Annotated in this window: 21 protein-coding genes; 12 read left to right on the top strand and 9 right to left on the bottom strand. The window is 47.6% G+C overall.

Annotation, left to right across the window (positions count from 1 at the left end):
• Nucleotides 1–99 precede the first annotated feature (99 nt).
• The gene (locus SFV55_RS28480; RefSeq protein ID WP_320032995.1) at nt 100–2484 is read left to right on the top strand and encodes an outer membrane beta-barrel protein; all 2385 of its coding nucleotides are present in this window, start codon (nt 100–102) and stop codon (nt 2482–2484) included.
• Between the two features lie 103 nt (nt 2485–2587).
• Here the strand turns inward: SFV55_RS28480 and SFV55_RS28485 are convergent, their stop codons facing one another.
• On the bottom strand, nt 2588–3688 hold the full coding sequence (locus SFV55_RS28485; RefSeq protein ID WP_320032996.1) for an alkaline phosphatase: 1101 nt from the start codon (nt 3686–3688) through the stop codon (nt 2588–2590).
• Nucleotides 3689–3725: 37 nt separating this feature from the next.
• Nucleotides 3726–4820 carry a DNA-processing protein DprA gene (gene dprA / locus SFV55_RS28490; protein WP_320032997.1) on the bottom strand — a complete coding sequence of 365 codons (1095 nt, stop codon included), beginning with the start codon at nt 4818–4820 and terminating at the stop codon, nt 3726–3728.
• A 159-nt stretch (nt 4821–4979) separates the two neighbouring features.
• On the opposite strand from dprA, the gene SFV55_RS28495 reads away from it, so the two are divergent.
• A complete protein-coding gene (locus tag SFV55_RS28495; RefSeq protein WP_320032998.1) occupies nt 4980–5489 on the top strand; it encodes an SH3 domain-containing protein in 510 nt (169 codons plus the stop codon).
• 167 nt (nt 5490–5656) lie between these two features.
• On the opposite strand, the gene SFV55_RS28500 is transcribed toward SFV55_RS28495, so the two are convergent.
• Nucleotides 5657–6364 (bottom strand): glucosaminidase domain-containing protein, encoded by a 708-nt coding sequence (locus SFV55_RS28500; RefSeq protein WP_320032999.1) that lies wholly within the window; start codon nt 6362–6364, stop codon nt 5657–5659.
• Between the two features lie 382 nt (nt 6365–6746).
• On the bottom strand, nt 6747–7961 hold the full coding sequence (locus tag SFV55_RS28505) for an HD domain-containing protein (RefSeq protein WP_320033000.1): 1215 nt from the start codon (nt 7959–7961) through the stop codon (nt 6747–6749).
• Between the two features lie 243 nt (nt 7962–8204).
• Between SFV55_RS28505 and SFV55_RS28510 the strand changes: the two genes are divergently transcribed.
• The 4 genes from SFV55_RS28510 (at nt 8205) to SFV55_RS28525 (ending at nt 12913) form a co-directional block, all read left to right on the top strand.
• Nucleotides 8205–9761, top strand: a complete 1557-nt coding sequence (locus tag SFV55_RS28510; protein ID WP_320033001.1) for a response regulator — start codon at nt 8205–8207, stop codon at nt 9759–9761.
• Nucleotides 9762–10304, top strand: coding sequence for a DedA family protein (locus tag SFV55_RS28515; RefSeq protein ID WP_320033002.1), 543 nt, complete (start codon nt 9762–9764; stop codon nt 10302–10304).
• Between the two features lie 95 nt (nt 10305–10399).
• A complete protein-coding gene (locus SFV55_RS28520) occupies nt 10400–12034 on the top strand; it encodes a carboxylesterase/lipase family protein (RefSeq protein WP_320033003.1) in 1635 nt (544 codons plus the stop codon).
• Nucleotides 12035–12334: 300 nt separating this feature from the next.
• A complete protein-coding gene (locus SFV55_RS28525) occupies nt 12335–12913 on the top strand; it encodes a c-type cytochrome (RefSeq protein ID WP_320033004.1) in 579 nt (192 codons plus the stop codon).
• Nucleotides 12914–13000: 87 nt separating this feature from the next.
• Here SFV55_RS28525 and SFV55_RS28530 read toward each other — a convergent pair whose 3' ends face one another.
• The 5 genes from SFV55_RS28530 to SFV55_RS28550 all read right to left on the bottom strand — a co-directional run bounded on the left by SFV55_RS28530 (nt 13001) and on the right by SFV55_RS28550 (nt 18510).
• Nucleotides 13001–15229 (bottom strand): DUF5916 domain-containing protein, encoded by a 2229-nt coding sequence (locus SFV55_RS28530; RefSeq protein ID WP_320033005.1) that lies wholly within the window; start codon nt 15227–15229, stop codon nt 13001–13003.
• A gap of 156 nt (nt 15230–15385) precedes the next feature.
• The gene (locus SFV55_RS28535) at nt 15386–15814 is read right to left on the bottom strand and encodes an Hsp20/alpha crystallin family protein (protein ID WP_320033006.1); all 429 of its coding nucleotides are present in this window, start codon (nt 15812–15814) and stop codon (nt 15386–15388) included.
• 128 nt (nt 15815–15942) lie between these two features.
• Complete coding sequence (locus SFV55_RS28540) at nt 15943–17013, bottom strand: D-alanine--D-alanine ligase (protein WP_320033007.1); 1071 nt, start codon at nt 17011–17013, stop codon at nt 15943–15945.
• Nucleotides 16988–17722: an NRDE family protein gene (locus SFV55_RS28545; RefSeq protein WP_320033008.1), complete on the bottom strand. Its 735-nt coding sequence runs from the start codon at nt 17720–17722 to the stop codon at nt 16988–16990. Before SFV55_RS28545 ends, SFV55_RS28540 begins: the two co-directional genes overlap by 26 nt.
• 101 nt (nt 17723–17823) lie before the next feature.
• Complete coding sequence (locus SFV55_RS28550) at nt 17824–18510, bottom strand: iodotyrosine deiodinase (RefSeq protein ID WP_320033009.1); 687 nt, start codon at nt 18508–18510, stop codon at nt 17824–17826.
• A gap of 156 nt (nt 18511–18666) precedes the next feature.
• On the opposite strand from SFV55_RS28550, the gene trxA reads away from it, so the two are divergent.
• The 6 genes from trxA (at nt 18667) to SFV55_RS28580 (ending at nt 24442) form a co-directional block, all read left to right on the top strand.
• Nucleotides 18667–18972, top strand: coding sequence for a thioredoxin (trxA, locus tag SFV55_RS28555; protein ID WP_320033010.1), 306 nt, complete (start codon nt 18667–18669; stop codon nt 18970–18972).
• Between the two features lie 64 nt (nt 18973–19036).
• On the top strand, nt 19037–20359 hold the full coding sequence (locus tag SFV55_RS28560; RefSeq protein ID WP_320033011.1) for a hypothetical protein: 1323 nt from the start codon (nt 19037–19039) through the stop codon (nt 20357–20359).
• Between the two features lie 79 nt (nt 20360–20438).
• The gene (locus tag SFV55_RS28565) at nt 20439–21776 is read left to right on the top strand and encodes a hypothetical protein (protein ID WP_320033012.1); all 1338 of its coding nucleotides are present in this window, start codon (nt 20439–20441) and stop codon (nt 21774–21776) included.
• Between the two features lie 55 nt (nt 21777–21831).
• The gene (locus tag SFV55_RS28570; RefSeq protein WP_320033013.1) at nt 21832–22320 is read left to right on the top strand and encodes a hypothetical protein; all 489 of its coding nucleotides are present in this window, start codon (nt 21832–21834) and stop codon (nt 22318–22320) included.
• Entirely contained in the window at nt 22301–22837 is a 537-nt protein-coding gene (locus SFV55_RS28575) for a hypothetical protein (protein WP_320033014.1), read from the top strand. Before SFV55_RS28570 ends, SFV55_RS28575 begins: the two co-directional genes overlap by 20 nt.
• 9 nt (nt 22838–22846) lie before the next feature.
• Complete coding sequence (locus tag SFV55_RS28580; protein WP_320033015.1) at nt 22847–24442, top strand: M1 family metallopeptidase; 1596 nt, start codon at nt 22847–22849, stop codon at nt 24440–24442.
• Nucleotides 24443–24762 lie beyond the last annotated feature (320 nt).

The following is a 24762-nucleotide window of genomic DNA, read 5'->3' on the forward strand; positions in this document are numbered from 1 at the left end:
AAATAAAAAATCAAAAAAAAAATTTCCAGACGTAGGGGTAATTTATTTTTCTCCGCATCTACTAATCATTCATTCACATTTTGTTATCACCTGACTGTTATGAAACTTCTTATCACCTTAGGGAGCATGGCATTGTTTTGCCTTTCGCTCAAGGCCCAAGCTAACCTGAATGGTAAAATTCAAGATGAAAATCGCCAGGCCATTGCTTACGCCAACGTCTTGCTGCTCGAAGTCAAAGACTCAAGTTTGATCAAGGGTGCCATTACTGCTGATGATGGTAGTTTTGAATTCAGTGCAATTCCTACCGGAAAATCTTACCTGCTACGTGTAGTCATGTTGGGATTTGAAGACCACTTCCAAAATATCCCTGATTTTAAGGAAAACCTCAATGTCCCGACCATTTCGCTGCACAACCAGGCTCAGACCCTGGCCACTGCCGAAGTGACCGCCCGCAAGCCATTTTTGGAACAAAAAGCCGGTACGCTCATTGTCAATGTAGCCAATAGCATCACGGGTGCCAGTGGAAGTGCTTTGGATGTATTGCGCAAGGTGCCAGGCATGATTGTGGTCAACGACCGCATCAGTTTGGCAGGCCAAACGGGATTGACCATCCTCATCGACGGTCGCCCTACCCAATACATGGACATGCAAAGCTTGCTAAAAGACATGCCCTCGGCGAACATCGATCGCATTGAAGTGATCAGCCAACCAGGAGCACGTTTTGATGCGCAGGGAACCGGGGCTGTCCTCAACATCATCCTGAAACGCAACATGAAGCTGGGGGTCAATGGCTCAGCTACGGTAGGCGCTGGCAAAGGCAAGTTTTGGAAATACCGGGCTTCGGGTACCATGAACTTTAGGAACGAAAAATTCAATTTCACCAATTCCCTGGCCTTTAGCCACCGGACCTGGTATGAACAATTGAATCTGGAGCGAGTAGTTGGTTCTGAATTGTATAAACAAAGCAATTTTCAACCCGGCTTACCTTATTCTTTGAACATCAAATCGGGTGTGGATTATTACATCAGTAAAAATCAAACAGCAGGTGTTTCGGTAAATGCCCTGGGCAGTACCAACGAGGTGGTGAATAAAAGTACCACCTCCATTTTACCTGATGCCCTGCAAAAAGCCCGGGCCGAAATTTTGACCTCCAATGAAACCGATCGCCGAACTGGCTTTGTCAATCTAGATGCCTACTACGAGTTCAAACTGGACACCAGTGGCCAAAAGCTCAACGCCGACTTCAGCATCAACCGCTATGGTCGCAACGTCAGCAACCTCTTGCGTACGGAAGTGATCAGTGGGGAAGACAACTATGCTGATCGTCAGCAAAAACAACCTGGCAATACCGAAATTGAAGCCTATCGCCTGGACTATACCAAACCCTTCAGCAAAAAATTCAAAATCGAGTCGGGACTAAAATACAGCCATGCGGTGGTGGACAATGATCTTCAAGCGAGTATTTTTTCGGACAACAATTGGGTAAATGACCCCTCGTTCAGCAATCACTTCGTTTTTACGGAAAAAATTGCAGCAGCTTATGTGTCGTCCAATTTCACTTTGGGTAAAATGGAAGGTCAGGCTGGTTTGCGTTACGAAAACTCCCAATCTTCGGGTTATTCGGTGACTTTGGACAGCACCCAACAACGGCGGATTGCGCGGTTTTTTCCCAGCTTGAGCCTCTCTGCTCCCCTAGGGGACAAACTGGGATGGTCAGCAGCTTATAGCAATCGCATCAATCGCCCTAGTTATGGGTCTTTGAATCCTTTTGTGCAGTTCCTTGACCCTTATACCTATCGAAAAGGAAACCCTTTCCTGCGACCTGAGATCACTGATTCGTACAAAATGTCTTTGACCTACGACAAACAACCTTTCTTCAACCTGGAATATACCCGCACCAAGGACGTGATCCAAATGGTCACCCAGCAAGATGATGCTACCGGGGTGGGTTTTGGCATAGACGACAACCTGGCTACTTTTGAACGCTACGGTGGTAGTTTGTTCTTCCCACTTGAGTTTGTGAAAAAACTGGAAGGGTACGGCGGCGTGATGGTGTTTTACAACCGCTACGAATCCGAAGTTTTTCAAGAACAATTCAACCAAGGCCGCTGGAATGTAGTCGCTTTTTTGAATGCAACCTATACGATGCCCAAAGACTGGAAATTTGAAATGAACGGCTGGTTCTCCGGCCCCGGCATCGAAGGCATTCAAACCTCGGAACACTTGTACGGGGTAAGTTTTGGCGTTCAGAAAAAGATCATGAAGGGCAAGGGCAACCTCAACCTGGCCCTCGATGATATGTTGTTCCGTTACTGGCATGGTCGGATTGATCATGCTGCGTTTGAGGCCAACATTGTTTCTTCCTGGGAAACGCGGATTGCCAATTTGAGCTTTACCTACAATTTTGGGAATCAATATTTGAACAAAGGAGCTCGGAGAAGAAGTGGAGCATCGGAGGAGCAAAGCCGGGTGGGGGAAAAGTAAGTGAAAAGTGAAAAGTGAAAAGTGAAAAATAGGCTACCGCATTGACTTTGACAATCAATGTTGAACAAGTCGCTGCGGTAGCCTACTTTTCACTTTTCACTTTCTACCACCCCAACACCGCCTTCATCTTTTCATAAATCGCCGTATTCTCATAAATCCCGGAAAACAACTCCGCTCCTGGGCCGAAAGCGAACACGGGCACCAGCTGCGCGGTATGTTGATTGGTGGTAAACGCCCCCCGGATTTTGCCCAATTCCGAGCCTGGATTGATGGCATAGCCCCCCGTTTCGTGGTCAGCGGTTACAATCACAAGCGTTTCTCCATCGGCGGCGGCAAAGTCCAGGATTTTACCAATGGTTTGGTCAAAATCGACTACCTCGCTCACGATGTAATCCGAGTTGTTGGCGTGGCCTCCCCAATCGATTTGGGAGCCTTCAATCATCAGGAAAAAGCCTTTTTCCGAGCGTTGTTTGAGGTGTTTGGCGGCGGCAACGCTGTAGGGTGCCAGGTAAGTCCGGCCTTCTGAGGCCTTGGCAGGGTCGCCATCGGCGCTGAAATAAATGAAGTTTTTACTCGGATCAGGCGGAGTAGCACTTTCAGCGTTTTGGCTAAAATCGTTGATTTGATAACCCTTAGCCTGGAGCTCTTTGACCAGATTTCGGCCATCAGCAGCCCGCTGATCGAAGAATTTTTTTCCACCACCAGCCAAAAAATCCACCTCGGTTTTGAGGAAAAAAGTAGCGATTTCTTCGTCGAACTTCCGGTTGCGCACATGCGCAATGAAAGAAGCCGGAGTAGCGTGGGTAAGCGTGGAGGTGACTACCATCCCAGTGGCCAGGCCCTTTTCTTCGGCTTCTTCCAGAATGGTTTTGACGGGCATACTGTCGGGGTCCACTCCAATGGCACCATTGTACGTTTTGGTGCCACTAGCAAAAGCCGTAGCCCCTGCTCCCGAATCCGTGATGAGGTCATTAGAAGAGTAAGCTTTGTGCAAACCCGCTACCGGAAATCGTTCAAACTGGCTTTGGTTGTTGTTGAAATACATGCCCGCCGAGATCTGGGTCAAGCCCATTCCATCCCCAATCAGCAAAATGACATTTTTAGCCTGGCGCTGCGGTGCGGCGGCGGCTACTTTTGATTTTTTTTGGCTCCAGACTGGCCCACACAACAATAGGGTCAATCCTATGATCAAGAGTTTTTTCATCTAATCTTTGTGGTAGTTCTCTTAAAAAACGAAGTGACTAGACCAAAATGTATCGCTTCCCCGGCAAGGCTTTAATGACGCCTTTAAATTCCAATTCCAACAAAAGGGCTGCCATCGCGCTGCTCGACTTTTGCGCTACAAAGGTCAGTTCGTCAATGTTCTTTTCTTCGTCGTGACGCAACAAATTTACAATATTTTTTTCTTCCTCACTCATTTCTACAAAAAGCTGTTGTTGAACGCCATAAGTATAAGGTGGCAGATCCCACCGCAGCAGGCGTACCAGGTCTTCGGCACTTTCCATCAAGTGTGCCTGATTGTTTTTTATCAATTCATTACAGCCTACTGAAAAGGGGTCTTTAACCCTGCCTGGCACTGCAAAAACATCTTTGTTGTACTCATTGGCGAAATTGGCCGTGATGATTGAACCGCCATAACGAGCTGTTTCTACCACAACTAAAGCATCACACATCCCAGCAATGATGCGGTTGCGCAAGGGAAAATGTTCCTTTTCGGCATTGGTTTCAAAGCTGTATTCGGTGAGTATCCCGCCATTGTCCAGCATTTTTTGGGCTACCGAGCGGTGCCCGGGTGGATACAAATGAGCCAGTCCGTGCGCCAATACGCCAACTGTTGGCAGCTTCAATTCCAGTGCTTTACGGTGGGCACAAATGTCGATGCCATAAGCCAGGCCACTGATGATGAGTGGATCGTAGTGCAGCAGTTGTTCCAACATCTCTTCACAAAAGGAGGTGCCCTGCACCGTAGGTTTGCGGGTACCAACGACAGCAACAATACGTTTTGCATTCAAGTCGGCGTTACCTCGATGATACAGTACCAGCGGGCTATCCGGGTAATGTTTCAAACGGCTGGGGTACTGCTCATCCAGGTAAAAGAGGGCTTGAATCTGGTGTTGCTCCAAATGCACAAGTTCTTTTTCAGCGGCCAATTGGGGTTCCGCTGATTTGATTTGTTGGGCCAATTGGGCGCCAATGCCGGGAATTTTGAGTAAAGCCTTGGTACTGCTGCGAAAAACCTCCTCAGGGCTACCACAATAACTGACCAGGGTACGCGCTGTAATTGGACCTACCTTAGGGATTTTTGTCAGGGCAATTGGGTAAAATAAATGCTCCATTGCAAAAAGGAATATCTTTGTGAGTTGAGAAGTTGATGGGTTGAGGAGTTGAGGCTGCCGCAGCCCTTACACCTCGACTCCGCTTCGGCTTCGCTCAGTGAACAGCTCGGTGACCGGGCCGCAGCAGCCTCAACTCCTCAACTCCTAAACCAACTTACTATGAGCGAAAAAAAAGGTTCAATCCTGCCCAGTTTGGAACTCATCATCATTGGCGTTTTTTTCGTCGGCTTTGCTTTTTGGGCCATTAATAAATGTTCGGACACCCAAAGCAAATACATCAATCGAGAAGAACGCAAACGCTTAAGGGCCTTGGAGGATAGTTTGGGTCAAAAAATTGAGGCGGCCCAAAGTGATACCCCTAAAATAAGTACGCCTGTTGCCAGCCCTACAGTAAGTACAGCTCCTGCTCTCTCGCGTTTGTATGTCTGCCTAGAAGGTTTAAAAGTTCGTAAAAGCCCTTCAACAGGAGCAGAAATACTTGAAACCCTCCCCTTGTTTGAAGAAGTATATTTCCTCAATGAAGTGAGTGACTCCACCACTACGGTCAATTTGGGCAAACAAACGGTGACCGAGCCCTGGATCAAAGTCCAAACCCGGAAAGGTCGCGCTGGCTGGGTATTTGGTGCAGGAGTACATTACTACCGCCGCAAGCACCCAGGCTCAGATTGATTGTGCTGATTGGCCAATTGCTTCATAGGTTAATGAGGTGAGATACCCTAACCATGCATGGCATTAGCAGCCACCCTCGAAATAATAGTTGATGTATGTAAGGCGTGTAAACAAAACAAAATTACAAAACCCCGGCGATAATTGCAGAGGTCAATCTACTTTTTCTTTTAACGGCTATCCCAGGCAGTCAGCTCGTACTGTTCGATGATGAGCAGAACCGCCTTGGCATCTGCTTTTGTGGGGTAAAAACCTAGTTCCTGCAATGTATCCACCCAGCCTTTTAAGTCGGTTGTGCTTTTTGTTCGCAGTGGTGAAAATGTACCTGTTGTGATGTAGTAACTGTGATCGCGGAAGCTCATCCAGGCTGTTTCGTAATTGCGCAGGCAGGTCTTGCCACTGGCAAAGGTAGGCCCTTGCCAGTCACTGGTGCATTGCAGGTTAAAGAAGTTATTGGCAGCCTGGGCACCGGTACTTTGCCCAGCCTGGCTCATCAGCAGGGCGTTGGCCAGGATGAGGGAAGCCGGGATACCGAATTTGTGTTGTTCGTTCACAGCAACTTTTACAAAACGGTGGACAAAGGAAGCTTTGGCGGCCTCGTCAAGTTGGCCTAGTTTTTCGGCTAGTTTTGATGCAGATTGTTTGCTTGGGAAAGGATCCAGAGAAAACTTGTTCTCGGGAACCGGGTTATTGCGGTTATCGGTATACCCTTCTTTGGCTGCGGGAGTAGGCAGAATTGGCTGCTTTTCCTCTGATTTGACCGGCGTATTCATGTTGATCCGGAAGCTCAGGTTTTTACGCGTGGCACCATATACCAAAAGCAGCACAATGGCCACCTTGAGCCAATTCTTCTTTAGATATTTGTTCACCTTGCTCATAAAAACCATTTTGGGTGTATTGTTTTAAATTCAATACAAAAATAAACAAAAAGTTTTTATTGTGCAAGTTTTTATAGGAGTTTTTTCCCATGGATTTATCCATGTTTTCCCACGGATAAATCCATGGGGTGAGACAGTATAGTGGCCTCCCACGGATAAATCCGTGGGTTGGCGGGTAAGTCGAAGAGCTGTAGGGGGCACTCATGATGGGAGGATTTTAAGCGTTGAAGACACCTCTTCACATCAAGATCTGACTCAGCCAACCCACGGATTTATCCGTGGGAGGCCACCATACCGCCACAACCCACGAATTTATTCGTGGGAAGAAGCATGGGAAGCAGCGCGGGAGGTAGCGCAGAGACGGCTTGAGTGCAGCCCTCCCTCAACCCATCTTCGGGTACCCCACATAATACTTCGTCACATTTTTAAAATGCAGCCCCGGCTCCAACAACTCCGACATCGGTTTGGCCACCCCATTTTTAAACAACATTTTGATCTCTTCACTTTGTGGATTGTAAGCATGGTTGCTTTCCTTTCCACTCAGCAGCAGGTAAGCAGACTCCTCCGCCGGGCCGCGCCACCATTGGTCAATTTTTTGGCCCAGCGTTTCAAGGTAACTGGCCGAAAAAGGCTGATCCGCCAATTCCAATTTGAACAAACGCCGATTGACCAATCCAGTGGCCAAAAAAGCCAAAACCCGGTCCTCCGTTTTCATCCAACCCTTTAAGGAGGCAGAAATATCCGCGTCGTCCAGCCCGGCAAAAGCTTCCAGCAGTTCGTCACGACGGGAAAGAAAGTCGGCTTCCGCAAAATCATTGTAAATGAACAGTTCCATATTGGGCGGGCAATAGAGCTTTACCCCTTGTTTGGCAATTTGTTTGGCGCGGCGCAGGGCCTGAATCATCATTTGTTCGGCCGACAAAACGGTTTTGTGCAAATACACCTGCCAGTACATTAAACGCCGGGCAATCAGGAATTTTTCGATGGAATAAATGCCTTTTTCCTCCACCACCAACTCCCCTTCGTGCACCGCCAACATCTTGATGATGCGGTCGTAACCAATGACCCCTTCGTATACCCCGGTAAAAAAACTATCCCGATTCAGGTAATCCATCCGATCCATGTCCAACTGGCTGGAGACCAATTGGTGCAGAAATTTTTTGGGGTAAGAATCATCAAAAATACGGATGGCCAGGCTCAAGGCACCTTTGAACTCTTCATTCAATTTTTGCATAAACAATTGCGACAGCCGCTCGTGGTGTACATTGATCAAGGTGTTTTCCAGGGTATGTGAAAAAGGCCCGTGCCCAATATCATGTAGTAAAATCGCAATTTTTACCGCCTCCGCTTCTTCATCACTGATGTCGGCTCCTTTGAACCGCAAAGCCTCGATGGCCTCGGTCATCAGGTGAAAAGCCCCCAATGCATGGTGGAAGCGGGTATGCAATGCCCCAGGGTACACATAGTGCGTAAGACTGACCTGTTTGATCCGCCGCAAACGCTGGAAATAAGGGTGCTCAATCAAGTTGAAAATGATGCCGTAAGGCACGGTGACAAAGCCGTAGACGGGGTCATTGAAGATTTTGTGGCGTGGCATGGTAAAAATTTGGGGCAAAGGTCGGAAAGTCTGGGGAGTGGGGCAAGGGGTATTTTCGGCTAAAAAAATGACAATCTTTAGGGTATCTTTCTGTTCACATCAAAATTTTCCCTAAATGCTCAAATTCCCTCCCCTTCTGAACAATAATAAGCCAGAAAAACTGATTTTTGTGTAATCTAATCTTAAAATCTACAACCAACAACCATAACCCATGAATTCATTCGTGGGTCCAAAAAATCCCGCATGGATAAAATCATCATACTCTGGGCCGATGACGAAATCGACCTGCTCCGGCCCCAGATTTTGTTTCTGGAAAAAAAAGGCTACTCCGTCATCACAGTCACCAATGGCCACGACGCCCTGGAAGAATGCCAACAAAACCGCGACATCGACGTAGTGTTTTTGGATGAAAGTATGCCTGGCATCACTGGTTTGGAAACCCTGGCCCGCATCAAAGCCGAAAACCCGGCGCTACCCGTGGTGATGATTACCAAAAACGAAGCCGAAACGGTGATGGAAGAAGCCCTGGGTTCCCAGATCGCGGACTACCTCATCAAACCAGTCAACCCCAATCAGATCCTACTTACGCTCAAAAAAATCATAGACCACGAGCGCCTGGTACGGGAAAAAACTTCCTCGGATTACCAACAGGAGTTTCGGCAGATTTTTATGGAGATCAATAGCGGTTTGAACTTCGACGAATGGGTGGAGGTGTACCGTCGCATCATCAATTGGGAGCTCAAAATCGATCAGGCCAATTCCACCGAGATGGGTGACATCCTGTCCATGCAAAAAAACCAGGCCAATACCGAGTTTTCCAAATACGTGACCAAAAACTATTTGAACTGGGTACAACACGATAGCGATGGGCCAGTGCTGTCGCATCAGTTGTTCCGGCGCAAAATTTTCCCGCTGCTCAACAACACTACCCCAACCTTTGTGTTGTTGCTCGACAACCTGCGCTTCGACCAATGGAAAGTCATCGAGCCCGTCCTGAGTGAATTGTACCGGGTGGAGGACGAGGATACTTTTTGCAGCATCCTGCCTACCGCTACCCAATACAGCCGCAACGCCATTTTTGCGGGGATGATGCCCCTCGAGATCGACAAACACCATCCCGATTGGTGGCGCAACGACAACGAGGAAGGTGGCAAAAACCTCTTTGAAAAAGACCTGCTGGCTGAACAAATCCGCCGCACCCTGCGCAAAGACATCAAGCACGATTATCTCAAAATCACCAGTGTAGCCCAAGCGCGCCAGTTGCAGGAAAACGTGCTCAACTACGTCAAGAACGACCTTACCGTCATCGTGTACAACTTCATCGACATGCTCTCGCATGCACGTACGGAAATGGAGGTGCTGAAGGAATTGGCAGGCGATGAAAAAGCCTACCGTTCTTTGACCCTGTCCTGGTTTAAAAATTCACCGCTCTGGTCGGCCCTGCAAAAATTGGCCGAGAAGGACATTCAACTGATTGTCACTACCGACCACGGCACCATTCGGGTAAACACCCCATCCAAAGTAGTAGGTGACCGCGAAACCACCACCAACTTACGCTACAAAATGGGCCGCAACCTACAGTACGACAAAAAGGATGTGCTGGAAATTCGCAAGCCTGAAGAGGCCCGTTTACCTAGCCCTAACTTGAGCTCTTCCTACATTTTTGCCAAAGAAGACATCTTTTTCCTGTACCCGAATAACTACAACCACTACCACAATTATTACAAAAACACCTTCCAACACGGTGGTATTTCACTCGAAGAGATGATTTGCCCCATTGTAAGGCTCAAAGTCAAATAAGTGAATCTTGTCGCATACCTGAGCATTTTTGCCGGTGCAGTCCTGGAAGGTGAACTGGTGTACATCAGCGCCATCCAGGCTGCACAGGCGGGGTATGTGGATTTGTACGGGGCCATTGCGGCCTTTTTTTTGGGTACTTTTTGTACCGACTGGTTTTATTTTCTCACCGGGCGCAAACAAGGTCGGCGCTACCTGGAGCGCAACGAAAAACTACAACTCAAGGCTGCCAGGATTGATCATTTGCTGGAGCATTACGGCACCCTTCTGCTTTTATCCTACCGCTTTATTTATGGATTCCGTATTGTTTTACCCCTGCTATTTGGCGCAAGCAAACTGAGTAGCCGCCGCTTTTTGTTGTTTAGCCTGCTGAGCACCAGCGTTTGGGTGACGGTCTATGGCTTGATTGGGTATTTTTTTACGAATTGGTTGTTGGAGCAGTTGAAGTCGGGACGAGTGTTGGTTATTGTTATGTCTCTTGCGGCAGTTATAACCCTCATTTTTTGGCGTTTTTGGAAAAAAAAGGGGCAAGAAAAGCCCCAATAAGGTGTCAGGTTCCCTTATTTTTAAATTCCTTTTTTCGTTTCCAAAATTCTACCTATTATTGTCTCACTTTGTGACAATAAACCAAATCACATCCTATGTATCGATCGCTATTCCTTTTCGGCTTACTGCTGCTGGGCTTTTCAGCGCTGGCACAAACCAATTTCTACATGGCCGTTCAAACCAAAGTGGAGCACGGCCTGATTGAAGGCAATTACGATATCCGCACCGGTATGCAATATTACCTGGGCATTCCTTACGCCAAGCCACCCGTTGGCCAACTCCGTTGGAAAGCGCCGCAGCCATTGGCCCCCTGGACTGGAATCAAAATGACCAAAAAGTTTGGTCCACGGGCGGTGCAGGGTTTTGTTTTTGGCGACATGAAATTCCGTTCGGAAGGCCTGAGTGAAGATTGCCTTTACCTCAACGTGTGGTCGCCGGCCAAACGCACTGATAAAAACCTACCCGTACTCGTGTACTTCTACGGCGGCGGATTTGTAGCAGGCGATGGTTCCGAGCCCCGTTACGATGGGGAAAGTATGGCCAAAAAAGGCATTGTAGTGGTTACTGTGAATTACCGTCTGAACATCTTTGGCTTTTTTGCGCACCCCGAGCTGAGCGCTGAAGCTCCCTACAAAGCTTCCGGTAATTACGGCTTGCTCGACCAAAGCGCAGCCTTGAAATGGGTGCAAAAAAACATCGCCGCTTTTGGCGGTGACCCCAAGAAGGTGACCATTGCCGGAGAATCTGCAGGATCCATCTCGGTGAGCGCGCAAATGGCCTCTCCCCTATCCAAGGGTTTGATTGCAGGGGCGATTGGCGAAAGTGGCGCGGGAATCAACCCTACCCTTTTCCCGGTTCCCCTGGCTGAAGCAGAAAAAACAGGCCTGGAATTCGCCAAAAAAGCGGGCTACCCTACCCTGGCGGAATTGCGCAAATTGAGTACCCGGGAGATTTTTGAAATTTACAACGAATCCCGGCGTTTTGGCTTCCCCACCGTCATCGATGGCTATTTTTACCCCAAAACCATCCCGGAAATTTTTGCCGCCAAACAACAGGCCATGGTGCCACTACTCTTGGGCTGGAACTCGGCGGAAATCCCTGGAGGAGCCTTCATGCAAGGGCAGCCTTATACGGAAGAAGCTTATGTCAAAAAGGTGAAAGAGGCCTACCCAAACGATCATGAAGAAGTGCTGAAGCTTTATCCACATGGGTCGACCAAAGAAATTGAACTCTCAGCAACTGCCCTCGCTGCAGATCGTTTCATTGCTTACAGTACCTGGAAATGGGCCGACTTACACATTCAAAACAGCACTCAACCAGTATACCGATATTTGTACAGCCGCATTCGCCCACCATTGGTGGATCAAAACCTGGTTTCTGGTTTGGCCGGAGGCACCATGCAGCGCGATCCCAATGCGCCCAAAGCTCCAGAACCCGTTGGTGCGGCTCACGCCTGTGAGATTGAATACTGCATGGGCAACCTCCATTTGGTGAACGACTATGCCTGGACTCCCGATGACTACAAGGTATCTGAAACGATGCTCAACTACTTCGCCAATTTCATCATTTCTGGCAATCCCAATGGGGGCAAATTGCCACAATGGCCTGCTGCGCAAAAAGGGGATAGTACTCCAGATGTGATGGTGATTGACGTGGAATCGAAGGCTGTGAAGGCTAAGGATGATGGGCGGTACCGCTTTTTGGACCGAGCTTATGGGAACAATAAGTAAGTTTTTCCCAAAATCGCTGCTAAAGTGATTGCTTAGACGGTGAAAAAACAAGCGACTCAGCCGCCTAAAAAATCTTCACTTTATCAATTACACATTTTTAATTGAACCATCTAAGACATCTAAGGAGCATCTTAGGAGAGTTACCTCCTAAGATGCTCCTTAGATGTCTTAGATGGTGAAAAAAATAACATGTTTATTTTCTTTGGTATCTATTTTTCTTCTCAATCAAATATTGTTTATTATTTTAAGGCCTCATTAGAGGGATAACACGAAATACCCTTTCCTAAAATCACATCTTGTATGAAAAAAATGCTGATCTGGCTACCAGCCTTAGCCCTGGCCTGTCTGACCTTTCAATGTGCCCAGGAGGCACCAAAAACCAACGAAGCAAGCGTTACCGAGTCAGAAGAAGAACTAGTCAAACGAGGAGAATACCTCGTCACGACTGGTGGATGTGAAGATTGCCATTCTCCCAAGGTAATGACCGACAAAGGGCCAATTCCAGACCCTAAGTTGCGCATGTCTGGGCACCCTGCTAGTGTGTTACTTGCGCCAATCCCCGATCCCAAGATCGTGGGACCCTGGGTTTTGTTCCACCCGATGACCACAGCAGCAGTTGGACCTTGGGGTACCACCTACTCTGCCAACCTGACCCCACATGAAACGGGAATCAAAGAATGGTCTTTCGAGCAATTCAAAAAAGCCATTACCGAAGGAAAATCCAAAGGTTTGGATGGAGGCCGCCCCCTCTTACCTCCCATGCCCTGGCAAAACTATGTCAACATGAAGGAAGAGGATCTTAAAGCGATTTTTGCTTTCTTGAAGTCACTTCCTCCGGTAGATAACCTGGTGCCTTCTCCGGTACCGCCGGTACAGTAAAGTTTAGAAGTTGAGGGCTACCGCAGCGACTTGGACGAGAGCCTTGTCAAAATCGCTGCGGTAGCCCTCAACTTCTCAACCTACTTTCTATAGCCAATAATTCACCTTCACCACCAGCGCCCGATTCCGATGCGCCCAGCCCTGGGCAAAGTAATTATCGGTCAGTACCACAAACACATCACTCATCGGGCGGTACCGCCACTGAATCCGGCTATTGATATTAAAATTGTTGGCCTGGGTATTGTATTGCAAAAAGGTGGTCCAGTTCAAATTTCGGCTAAAAAAGAACTCGATGCGGGGCGTGATTGCCAGAATTTCCGCATCCGCATAGGGTTCTGGAAAGTCCAGTTTGTTGTAACTGGCCGCCACCCGAAAATTCCCCCAGGGTTGGGCCCGCAAACCTACGCTGAGGTCCGCCGTCCATTGCAGACCATTGTAAAATTCTCCTCCGGTAAACCCCGCACTCCAATTCAGGGCCTTCCGCACATCCGAAGTCCATTCCATCCTGGCATTGGCAAAAGTATAACGTGCTGCGGGAAGTGCCGGATATTCCTCAATTGGTTCATCGTCAAACTTAAAACTAACGGGCACATTGGCGTAGTTAAAATTGGTGTACAAGGCGAACTGGCTGGTATTCCGGAAATTGAGCTCCAAATTGATCCCACTGTTGTATTCGTTGATGCTCAGATTGGGATTAAACACCATAAAGCTGTTGGCTGAAATTTCGGTGCTGTTCAGCTTGCTGGTCTCCTGCTTGGGCAAAATGCGCCAGGTTGCTTCCAGGTATTTGTAATTGTAACCAATGCGCAGCGTTGTGTCCCTGGCTGCGTCGTAGTTGGCGATGCGCAATTCGTAGCCCATGTCTGCATAATAATTGGGCCCCATGTGCAAAAAGTCGGCTACAAATTCAAAGTTGCGACCAGTGTATTCAAAACCTGTTTGACCCCACCAATCTTGCTGGTTGATCTCGGGTTTGAAGGATTGGTGGTAACCTACCCAGGATTTTATTGAGCCTTTGGGGGAAATGAACAAAAACTCTCCACCGGCATTGCGGCCCCAATTTTGGGCATTCAATTCCTGGTCCCCGGTTTCCTGGCGATTGAGGAAATAACCACGCAAAGTGGTTCGACCAAACAAGCGCCGATCAAATACCAGGGCCGAAAAATTTTCGGGATTTTGAGCATTGTGTTTCCGGGTCTGCATGTTGAGCACCCCGATGCGGGTATCTGCATTCAAGTTGCCGGTGAGGCGTAGACCAGCCAGGATGGGAATCTGATTGCCATTGTCATCCAGGCCAATTCTCCGGGAGAAAAAAGGGCGGATCAGGTCAAATCCAAAATTGCCAAAGAGATCAGCATTTTCCAGAAAAAAAGTGCGCTTTTCTGGCAATTGGATGTCAAAGCGAGTCAGGTTGATGACTTGTTCGTCGATTTCAATTTGGGAAAAATCAGGATTGATCGTTAAATCGAGGTTGAGGGAAGATCCTAGTCCTATTTTGGCGTCCAGGCCGATGTCGCCATAAGTGCGGGTAGGTATACCATTTTCAGTATCTCGATCGGTTCCTCCGGTCACGAAGGGAATAAAAGCATAGTTGCGCGAAGCATTTTTTGGTCCTTCCTCAAATTGAAGCGCGCCCGTCCACCCAAGGTCGGTACCATTGAATTGTAGCGGAATTTGTACCCAGGTACTGTAGTGCCCACGGTTGGCGTCGTTGCGAATGAAATTGATGCCCCATTCTTTTTGTCCATCTTTAAACCGCAAGATGCGCAAAGGTATGGCAAACTCGGCAGTCCAATGGTCGGGATAGTTTTGTACTTCTCCCCACCATACATTGTCCCAACTCTCGTCGGTTCCACCATCACCCGTAGCGGCAATCAATGCTTCGGTTTGTACACCAGCCGGGGTAAGGGCAAAAAAGTAACCGTTGTTGGACAAATTGACAGGGTCGAGCACTACAGCGATTCCATCTGATTCCCAATAGTCTACATCGCGTTTGAGGCTCTGGAGAATGTATTTTCCAGAGTCTTGATAACAAGTAGCTGCGATGTACAGGAATTGCTCATTGTAGGTGCAATGTACCTTGGTTTGAGCATTGGCGGGGCGGCCATCCATCGGCCATTTTAACCAAAATTGACTCGTCGTATCGGCATTCTGCCAGGCCGGGTCGTCGAGTTTTCCGTCAATTTTAATGGGCTGACTGGCCTTTTTAGCTTGCAAGCGAAAACGGGCTTGCAGGTCATTGCGCGCTTCCTGCGCGTAGAATGTGGTAGAGAGCAGGGCAAGGAAGAGGCTGCTCCAGAGCAATTTCAGGTACATTTCAGTCGGACTTTAGGCTGCAAATGTAGCGATAAAGGTGAAAGGGCTACAAAAAGTTCCTCAATGATAAGATTATGATGCTGAAATGTGGAAAAATGATAAATAGTCAAAAAAAAGAGGGCCATCCCCTTGATGACCCTCCTATCGTCTCTTAAACTAACCGATTAATATTTTCTTCGCTTCAGGAAGCGATTTGACAGTCTTTGGCAAATTGAGGTGTAACACACCGTCTACATAGTTGGCCTTAATGGCCTCTGAATCCACATGTTCTGGTAACGTAAAGGAGCGACTGAACTTGTTGTAGCTAAATTCGCGCCGGGTGTACTTCTTGGTTTTTTCTTCCTTTGTGTCGTTTTTTTCAGCACTGATGGTCATTACTCCATCCAGTACTTCCACCTTGATGTCTTCCTTGGTCATGCCAGGTACAGCAAGTTCTACTTCAAACTCACCTTCCATTTCCTTGATGTTCACCGCCGGAACCAGGTTTTTGTCCTTAAAGTTGAGGAAATCGGAGTCACCAAAGAAATCTTCGACCAGCGACCGGAAAGTCGGCGCTACCATCGGATTCCAACGTACGATTGACATAGTCACTGAGTTTTTGGTTAGGAATATTGTTCTTTACAAACCCTAATGTGCAGCAAAAACCCGCAAAAATCTGTGAATTAAATCAATCAAAATGGTGATTGTGAGCAGTGCAGTGCATTCTGCCTCAATTACTCAACTTTAAGGGCCGCCTTGATTTTCTGGTGGTAATCCCGCAATCCTGTTAACATTTTAATCATCTGTGATCCAGGCATGTAAGCAGCTCCTTTGTGGTGATTGGCGGCGGCTACTTTCCTGACAATGGTCCAGTGCTTCATGATTGTCCCTACCGCTCGGAAATAACTACCCAGGCTTTGATCATAGATGTGGGTAGGCTCCGAACAAACGCCGTTCAGCTCAATGATTTTGAAATTTTTCCCCTGCTTCAAATCTTCCAGGCTGGTACATTTGATGTCAAAACGGCCATAACTAAAGCCGGGGATTTGTTTGGCCACGGCGTCAAAAGTGTGGCGAAGGGAGTCATCAATGTACTGATTCCCATTGATAAACTGAGTTCCTTTGGAGTGATTGCCGATTACTCCCAAGCCAACACGTTCACCATGGGCGGGCACATTTTTGAACGATTGCCAATGGGTTTCTTGTAGCCGATCCAGTTGTAATAAAGCACGTGGTGTACGTTCGATCAATTCCAAAACCGTCGATTTGCCATCACCGGTTACGTGTAAAAAGTCCTTCAGGGTCAAAGAAGTAATTTTGCCCTTTTCAGCGTTGGGCAAGCGATAATACAACACGCCCAGCTCTACTGGGTAATTGAGGTACTCCTGGATGATAAAATCAATGGGGTATTGACTCAGGTAAGCCCGCAGTTGATCCGCTGTATCCAGTTTTTTTACCAAAAAACCACGGTAGCCAACATCTGGTTTGGCAATGAGAGGAAACTCGATCCCGAGCTGACGAATTTCTTCCAGGATCAGCGCCAAATCCCGCCCGCGTGGCGCCAAAATGGATTTGGGGCAAAGGGAAGCTGGCAGGTTTTGAATGGTCGCATATTTGGATTCCAGACCCAAGCCACCTGCAATAATCCCGGGGTTGGCCGCCGTAAAAAAACAGGCATGGCGGGAGCGCAAAGCCAGCAGCGGGCCATATACAAACATGGGCCAATAAAAAGCCAAAGTGGGCCAGTATTCCCAGTTCCACAGTTTAATCCAGAGCGGATTATTGATTAGATTCCACCTCTTCACGCGTTAACTCCATTTGGGCCGTTTGTTCATTGGCAGTGAGCAGATCCAGGTACCTAAAGTTAAGATTGGATTCGTTTTTTTCGATCGAAGTAATACTCACGGTGCGTACCACATCTCCACGGTTCATCACGACATCATTCCAGGTATCTCCATCCCCGGCATGTCTGTGAAAATCCAGCATGGTATTGACAGAAAACATTGATCGACTTTCCAACCAATGGGCAAACCACTGCTCCCGCCGGAACCGCACATCGGCCGGATAGAGGGTAGCCGACGACCAGATATGAGCTCCCTGTGGATCGAGTGCTTTGACATACTGTTCTTGCCCATCCCAACGCAACTCCCACAAGGCACCCCGATCATATACAATGAAGGTGAAGGGTTCAATTCCTTCAAAGTTGTAGTTTTTGAAAAATGCAGTGGCACTGGGAAAGGTAAAACTATCCAACACCATAATGCCCCGGCTCAGGCGGTAGGGGGTTTGGCGATTGTGGGCTTCAAAGGCGCCGTTTAGCAAACAAACGATGCGCTGGTTGTTGGCCGCTGCGATCCAGGTGCCTCCCGCGGTTGGGTCCTGCGGGAAGATGATTTTTTTTCCATTTTTTTCTTCTACGGCCAAACGGGTGGCACCCCGTGAAGGAGCTTCATCACGATTGGAGGTAAGAATGAACTGCCCGGGAGCGGGCGACACAAAGGTAACAGTGCACATAAACAAGTTTGGGTGTGGGTGTGGGTGTGGGTGTGGTGGCAACCAAAAATAGGAGCCCTTATTCGGCAGGGCAACCACATGGATCGCCACTACAGTGTGAGTTAGTAAATAGTGATTACATCTGCCTTTTCCTTGCGTTGCAGGTTCGGCACCAGCGCACCATCGGCAGGATACCCCACCGGGATGAGCAGGAAAGGTCTTTCGTTTTCTGGACGTTGCAAAATATTTTGCAAAAAATTCATTGGGCTGGGCGTATGGGTAAGTGCCACGAGGCCAGCGTGATGGATGGCAGCCAGCAACATTCCACACGCTATACCTACGGATTCCTGCACATAATAGTTTTTGCGCTGCGTGCCATCTGGCAATAAATCATAGGCCTTGCGAAAAACCACTATCAAATACGGAGCAAGCTCCAGAAATGGTTTATGCCAATCGGTAGCAAAGGGCAATAAATCATCCAGCCACTCCTCCGACATCCGGCCATGGTAGTTTTCATATTCTTCTTGCTCAGCAGCCTGGCGGATTTTGGCTTTGATTGCCGGATCGGCGACGACGGCAAAAGTCCAGGGCTGTTTGTGCGCACCCGAGGGAGCAGTGGAGGCCGTCATGACGATGTTTTCAATCACCGCTAAGGGAACAGGACGATCGGAGAATTCGCGAAGGGTGCGTCGCTGGTTCATCCATTGGTAATAGGCTTCGCTGCGTTTGAGCATTTCGGCTGGTTCAAACTGCGTGCCTTGATATGGAACAAAAGAGAAGGGTGTCTCTTCCATTAAATTGCCTTTCATACCATTTAGAAGTGGGGAAAAATTTTTATTCTCCCCTTTATCAATTAAAATAGACCCTCAAAGAAAACATTATTTTTGATAAATGTGATCTGGATCACGGCATCTACCCTGCTTTAGTCGGTACTTTTGTCCTGTGTAGAACAAAAAAGAAATACCATGGAAAAGAAAGTCTCTTTCAATGAGCTAATCCAGGGGGACAAACCCGTTCTGGTCGATTTTTTTGCCGAGTGGTGTGGCCCCTGTAAAGCAATGGCACCCATCTTGCAAGATTTAGCCGGTAAAGTGGGGGATAAAGCCTCCATCATCAAAATAGACGTTGATCGCAATCCAGCGCTGGCTCAAAAAATGGGTATCCAGGGTGTGCCTACTTTTATGCTGTTTAAAAACGGTGACATCAAATGGCAACGTTCAGGCATGCAGTCGGCCCATCAGTTGGCAGCAGTGATTGACCAAAACGTATAAATAACACGGATTAATGGTTGGTGCTAATTCAGCACCAACCCGATTTTTTTTCAACCCAACAGAAATGAACACCACTACTTTATGGCACAAGCTCGCCTTGCTTGTGGCCCTTACTACTTGTATGCCTGCTCTTTTTGCTCAACACGGTAACTTTGAAGGTTTTTTAAAGCCCAGGGAAGGATTCAAGATTGAGCCATACGTGATGCTGCAGCTTTGGAGTACCTATAGCCTGGACCATGAGTTGTACAATACCAGCACCAAACAATACGAACCAGTCGACGATCGGCTGAATTTCCTGTTTCGTCGGGCCCGGGTTGGCTTTAAAATGCAGCCTTACGAGAACCTGCGTTTCAATGCGGTTTTGGCTTATGATGCAACGGGAAGGGATGTCCATGCTGGCACTGTTGGTTCAGCGAACAATGGAGGCATTCCCTCCGTAGGCATTTTTGACGCCTACTTGGAGTGGCGGATCAAACCCAAAAGTGAAAAGTTTTACCTGGTCGCTGGCTTTTTCCGCCCACAACTCAGTCGGGAAAGCATCACCAGCGCCTGGCAAACCTCCAGCATGGAAAAATCAGCTACCCAAACCTATGTTCGCCAACATACCACTGGCGTAGGCCCTGGACGGGTAGTGGGTGTCAATCTGGGTGGTTTGTTAAAAAGTGAATCAGAAAAAGTGGTGCTCAATTATAACCTGGGCATATTCAATCCAAGTTACAGCAGCAACAACGGTAACTCAGCGGGTACTCAATTTGCACCACTGATTGCCGGGCGCGCCGTTTTATCCCTCGGTGACCCCGAAATGAAACAATACGGGATTGCCTACAACATGAATTATTTCAACCAGCGCAAAGGAATATCGATCGCTTTGAATGGCTCCCGACAAGGCAAAACCGATGTTTTTCAGCGTGCAGCCACCTTGGGCACCGATCTGCTGCTCAATTACGACCACCTGAATTTTACGGCTGAATACCATCATCTGTACCGCCAGGGTCACCGCAATGATAGCGGGGAACAGTCCAAAACCTTCAACTACCTTTCCCGGGTAGGTCATGCCCGGGCTGGTTATAATCTGGCGGTAGGGAAAAAATACTTTATTGAACCCAGCTTGATGTACATGCATTTTGCCGGGGCCAAAGATGCCGAAGGGCAGGCAAATGCGGCACTAGTCAGAGCTTCTTCCGGTACCGAGAGTGCTTATGACGCCGGACTCAACTGGTATTTGAATGAAAAGAAATTAAAAGTATTGCTGCACTACACCTGGCGTGCCGGTGACCCCGGAGCGGCTGGGGACGGAGCTATGGTCAATGAATACTTTTACCAATCTGGTGCAGGTGCCATTCGGCGAGGGAATTGGATCGGGCTTGGCGTGAATGCCATTTTTTAAGGGATAAACACCAGGAAAAATCTATTTACTTTTACATTCCGATTCATCGATCGTATTTGTTGTGATAATGTAAATAGCTATGGCTACCAATATTTGGCGCTGGGGGGCTCGGGTTCTCTTAAGCTCTTTTTGGGTCTGGATTTCCTTGTCATGGACCCCTCTTTTTGCCCAGGAGCCATTCCAGGGTTTTCTCAAAAACCGGGAAGGTTTTAAAATTGAGCCCCTTTTACAGTTGCAATTTTGGAGTGTCTACAGCAGCAATCAAAAAGTATTCAACGCCCAAACCAGGGTTTACGATGCAGTTGACAATCGGCTCAATTTTTTGATCCGCCGAGGTCGAATGGGCTTCAGGATGCAACCTTTCGACAACTTGAAGGCCGCGGTAATGTTGTCTTTTGATGCCATCGGCAGGGATGTACAAAGTGGCAATTTCGGGGCAGCAAACAATGGTGCCATCCCTTCGGTTGGCCTTTTTGATGCGTTCCTGGAATGGCGTATTCAACCCCAAAGTGAAAAATTCTTTCTGGTAGCTGGTTATTTTCGACCTCAAATCAGTAGGGAAAGCATCACTCCTGCCTGGCAGGTGGGAAGTTTGGAGAAGTCCGCCACACAGACCTACTTACGGCAACACATCATTGGACTAAATGCCGGACGAACTGCCGGGGTCAACCTCGGTGGTTTGCTCAAAAACAGCACGGAAAAGGTGTGCCTTAATTACAACCTGGGTGTATTCAACCCGGGCTTTTATGCCTACAGCAACAACTCCGTAGGTGGGAAATTTTCGCCCCTCCTGGTGGGTCGGGCCGTGCTCTCTCTTGGTGATCCCGAACTCAAACAATACGGAATCAGTTATTTACAAAACTTCTTCAACCAACGCAAAGGTATTTCCCTGGCCCTGGATGGCAGTACCCAGGGACAAACCGATCTTTTCAGCCGCAATACCTCCCTTGGAGCAGATGTTTTACTCAATTGGAAGGCCCTGAATGTGGATGCCGAATACCATCGGATGCTGCGCAGGGGCGCCCGTCAATTGCCCAATAATGCTGGACTGCGCAACTTTGATTATACCTCCTCCGTCCAACACCTTCGCGTCAGTTACAATTGGATTGTGGGTAAAAAACTTTTCCTGGAACCAACCTTTACCTTGATGTACTACAAGGGCGCTACCGATTCTTTGAGACAAGCTGACGCACTGGCTGTACATACTTTTGCAGGCACTGAAACCTACTACGACACCGGCATCAATTGGCACTTACAGGAGCGAAAACTAAAATTGATGCTGCATTACATCTGGAGAAAGGGCAACTCCGGTGCAGCTGGAGATGGTGCAACGGTTAATGATTATTTTAACCAGGCCAATGTAGGTGCCATTCGGCGGGGCAATTGGTTGGGATTGGGGCTGAATGCGATTTTTTAGGCAAAAAGCTTGCTTTTTACAAATATGTTTACTATTTTCGTAAACATTTTCTCTTATGCAGGTAAACCTCCAAGAAACACACATCGGGAAACTATTAGCTGCTACCATAGAACCAGTTGAGGCAATCGATTTAATCCGAATTCAAGAGGATTCAGAGTTTGCCTTTGATTGGAATTTGGAATCCAAAAAGAAAATGTTCAAACTATCTCTTGGCGAAAATGGAAAAACGCTTGGGCTTGTCTCTATACTTGATATTCCCGAAGAATTTCGAATCGAGATAAGTGTATTGGAGGTCGCTTTTAGTCAAAAAGGGAGAAAAAAAGTCATTGATCGAATTGCTGGTTGCTTGATTGCCTACTGCTGTTGGCTTGCTTTTGAAAATGGCTATTTAGGTTTTGTTTCCCTGATACCTAAAACCGATCTTATCGAACACTATCAGAAAAAATATGGGTTCCAGCAATATGGAAGGCAACTAGCGGTGGAACTCGATCAAGCGAATCTACTCATCCAAACATATCTTGATTATGGAAAAAAACCATTTTGAGGGTTTAAGCCCTGAAGAACTTGTTGAAGCCGCTGTTTTTCCAGTTGAGATGAGCGCAGAGGAACGTACAGCTATGGCCCTGGAAATGAAGGAGCTTCGGCTAAAACGAATGGCATCTTTGACCGGCGAAGAAAAAACGTACGCAAATCTTGTTCGTTTGCGCATCCAAATGGAGCGCTATCTTATGGCTGAGTCCTTACCTCAAGAAGAAAAATTTTTTGGCTATTTTTTAAAAGCCTATCAATCCATCATTGATCGAAATCAAAGAGCCTTAGCACTAGATTTAGGCTTACACCACACAAAGCTTAATCGTTTACTCCACGACCACGACACTCCAAATTTGGCATTCATTTACCGTTTGGAAAAACATAGTGGGAATATGATTCCAGCATTGTTGTGGTGGAAAATTGCCATAAAAAGAACCGAATTGTTAATCGTTTCAGATAAAAAAACCAAAGCCAGCGAAGGAAAAAAAGTCCGCAACGAACTCCATTTTTCATTTGCTGCTAATCAATAGTTTGAACTCATGAAGTCCCTAACCGCAGTGTTCGTCTTTCTGTTAGTCACCACAGTCCTCACCGCCCAATCCCCTGCCTACAATCCCCAGATCAACAGCATCGATGTCCAGCATTATCGCTTTAACCTAACGCTCAAAGACGATACCGACCGCATTGAAGGGCAGGCCGAAATCACCCTGCGCTTCAAACAAGCGGGCAACAGTTTCGCGCTGGATTTGACCAATAAAAAAGCAGGTAAAGGCATGGAAGTCAGTGCCGTAAATTACAACAACACTGCCCTCAAATTCAGCCATACTGATGACCGTTTGAGCATCACCTTGCCCAATACCATCCCGGCGGGAGAAAGCATCACCGTAAGTGTACAATACGTCGGTATCCCCGCCGACGGTCTGATCATCGATGCCAACAAGTTTGGCGACCGCACTTTTTTTGGCGACAATTGGCCCAATCGTGCTCACCATTGGTTGCCTACAGTGGATCACCCTTCGGACAAAGCTTCGGTGGAGTTCATCGTTACAGCACCCGATCATTATCAGGTGATCGGCAATGGCGTTCAAATTGAAGAAACCAATCTGGATGGAGGCTTACGCCGTACCCATTGGAAAGAAACCGTGTTGCTGCCTACCAAAGTGATGGTCATCGGGGTGGCCCCTTTCGCGGTGCAGCTCGCCGGGGAAGTTCAAGGCATTCAAGTCAGTTCCTGGGTTTTTCCAGACAACCGCGCCGAAGGTTTTGCCGATTATAGCCAGGCAGTGGAAGTGTTGGAATGGTTCCACAAAAACATCGCCCCTTACCCCTACCGCAAGTTGGCCAACGTACAATCCAAAACCCGCTATGGCGGCATGGAAAACGCCAGCAATATTTTTTACTACGAAAATTCGGTGAATGGCAAAAAGGAACGAGAAGACCTGATTGCCCACGAAATTGCCCACCAGTGGTTTGGCAACTCGGCTTCGGAGGCCAACTGGTACCACGTTTGGCTGAGTGAAGGTTTTGCAACCTACAGCACCCACCTTTACCACGAAGCCAAATACGGTGCAGCCTCCCTGGCCGAACGCATGCGCAAAGACCGCTTCACGGTAGTGAGTTATGCCGAGCGCAAGCTGGCACCCATTGTAGACACCACCGTGACCGACATCAATACCGTACTCAATACCAACTCCTACCAAAAAGGCTCCTGGGTGTTGCACATGTTGCGCCACGAGATTGGCGATGACGCCTTTTGGAAAGGTTATCGTGCCTATTATCAAAAGTACCAGGGCAGCAACGCCTTGACTTCCGATTTGCAAAAAGTGATGGAAGAAGCATCCGGAAAATCCCTGGCGACCTTTTTTAAACAATGGGTTTTTCAAGCGGGACAGCCCGAACTAAAGGTGAATTGGAAATACGATGCGACCAAAAAAGAGCTGGAAGTAAGTGTACAACAGGTACAGGCTACTCCATTTAGCTTCCCATTGGATGTTCATTTTTTGGACGAAAACAAAAAGCTGGTTCTGGAAAAAACTTTACTCCTTAGCAAAAGCCAGGAACAATTCCGCTTCCCCCTGGCCAGCACCCCCAAAGACATCAAACTCGATCCTAATGCCTTTTTGTTGTTCAAATAATGATCCATTGGCAAATGTTTAAAGATCATTAACACAAACAAAAGCCATTTTAGGATGACCTTAACGTTATAAAGGCTGACTTGTGAGTAATTTTGCGTCATAAAAGTGTCTTGAGAATTTTTCTTCAAGGCAGCGCTTTGCCGCGAAATTTTTTACCTTGCAACCGCATTTCTCTATTTAAAAAACCGACGCGATGAGAAAGTTACTGGCATTTGGATCGCTTTTGGCAATGATCTTGCTTTTCTCCAACATGACTGTGGAGAATGTGCAGCCCAAAAAAGCTGATGGTGAGAAGATCTACAAGCAGTACTGCGTAACCT

This window comes from Haliscomenobacter sp., assembly GCF_033763495.1.
Lineage (GTDB): Bacteria > Bacteroidota > Bacteroidia > Chitinophagales > Saprospiraceae > Haliscomenobacter.

Bases quoted from the DNA above. Each gene is read 5' to 3' on its own strand.
- SFV55_RS28510 (WP_320033001.1), top strand. From the start codon at position 8,205: ATGGATAAAATCATCATACTCTGGGCCGATGACGAAATCGACCTGCTC.
- dprA (WP_320032997.1), bottom strand. From the start codon at position 4,820: ATGGAGCATTTATTTTACCCAATTGCCCTGACAAAAATCCCTAAGGTA.
- SFV55_RS28520 (WP_320033003.1), top strand. From the start codon at position 10,400: ATGTATCGATCGCTATTCCTTTTCGGCTTACTGCTGCTGGGCTTTTCA.
- SFV55_RS28500 (WP_320032999.1), bottom strand. From the start codon at position 6,364: ATGAGCAAGGTGAACAAATATCTAAAGAAGAATTGGCTCAAGGTGGCC.
- SFV55_RS28535 (WP_320033006.1), bottom strand. From the start codon at position 15,814: ATGTCAATCGTACGTTGGAATCCGATGGTAGCGCCGACTTTCCGGTCG.
- SFV55_RS28485 (WP_320032996.1), bottom strand. From the start codon at position 3,688: ATGAAAAAACTCTTGATCATAGGATTGACCCTATTGTTGTGTGGGCCA.
- SFV55_RS28565 (WP_320033012.1), top strand. From the start codon at position 20,439: ATGGCTACCAATATTTGGCGCTGGGGGGCTCGGGTTCTCTTAAGCTCT.
- SFV55_RS28570 (WP_320033013.1), top strand. From the start codon at position 21,832: ATGCAGGTAAACCTCCAAGAAACACACATCGGGAAACTATTAGCTGCT.
- trxA (WP_320033010.1), top strand. From the start codon at position 18,667: ATGGAAAAGAAAGTCTCTTTCAATGAGCTAATCCAGGGGGACAAACCC.
- SFV55_RS28550 (WP_320033009.1), bottom strand. From the start codon at position 18,510: ATGAAAGGCAATTTAATGGAAGAGACACCCTTCTCTTTTGTTCCATAT.
- SFV55_RS28505 (WP_320033000.1), bottom strand. From the start codon at position 7,961: ATGCCACGCCACAAAATCTTCAATGACCCCGTCTACGGCTTTGTCACC.
- SFV55_RS28495 (WP_320032998.1), top strand. From the start codon at position 4,980: ATGAGCGAAAAAAAAGGTTCAATCCTGCCCAGTTTGGAACTCATCATC.
- SFV55_RS28480 (WP_320032995.1), top strand. From the start codon at position 100: ATGAAACTTCTTATCACCTTAGGGAGCATGGCATTGTTTTGCCTTTCG.
- SFV55_RS28545 (WP_320033008.1), bottom strand. From the start codon at position 17,722: ATGTGCACTGTTACCTTTGTGTCGCCCGCTCCCGGGCAGTTCATTCTT.
- SFV55_RS28580 (WP_320033015.1), top strand. From the start codon at position 22,847: ATGAAGTCCCTAACCGCAGTGTTCGTCTTTCTGTTAGTCACCACAGTC.
- SFV55_RS28560 (WP_320033011.1), top strand. From the start codon at position 19,037: ATGAACACCACTACTTTATGGCACAAGCTCGCCTTGCTTGTGGCCCTT.
- SFV55_RS28525 (WP_320033004.1), top strand. From the start codon at position 12,335: ATGAAAAAAATGCTGATCTGGCTACCAGCCTTAGCCCTGGCCTGTCTG.
- SFV55_RS28575 (WP_320033014.1), top strand. From the start codon at position 22,301: ATGGAAAAAAACCATTTTGAGGGTTTAAGCCCTGAAGAACTTGTTGAA.
- SFV55_RS28530 (WP_320033005.1), bottom strand. From the start codon at position 15,229: ATGTACCTGAAATTGCTCTGGAGCAGCCTCTTCCTTGCCCTGCTCTCT.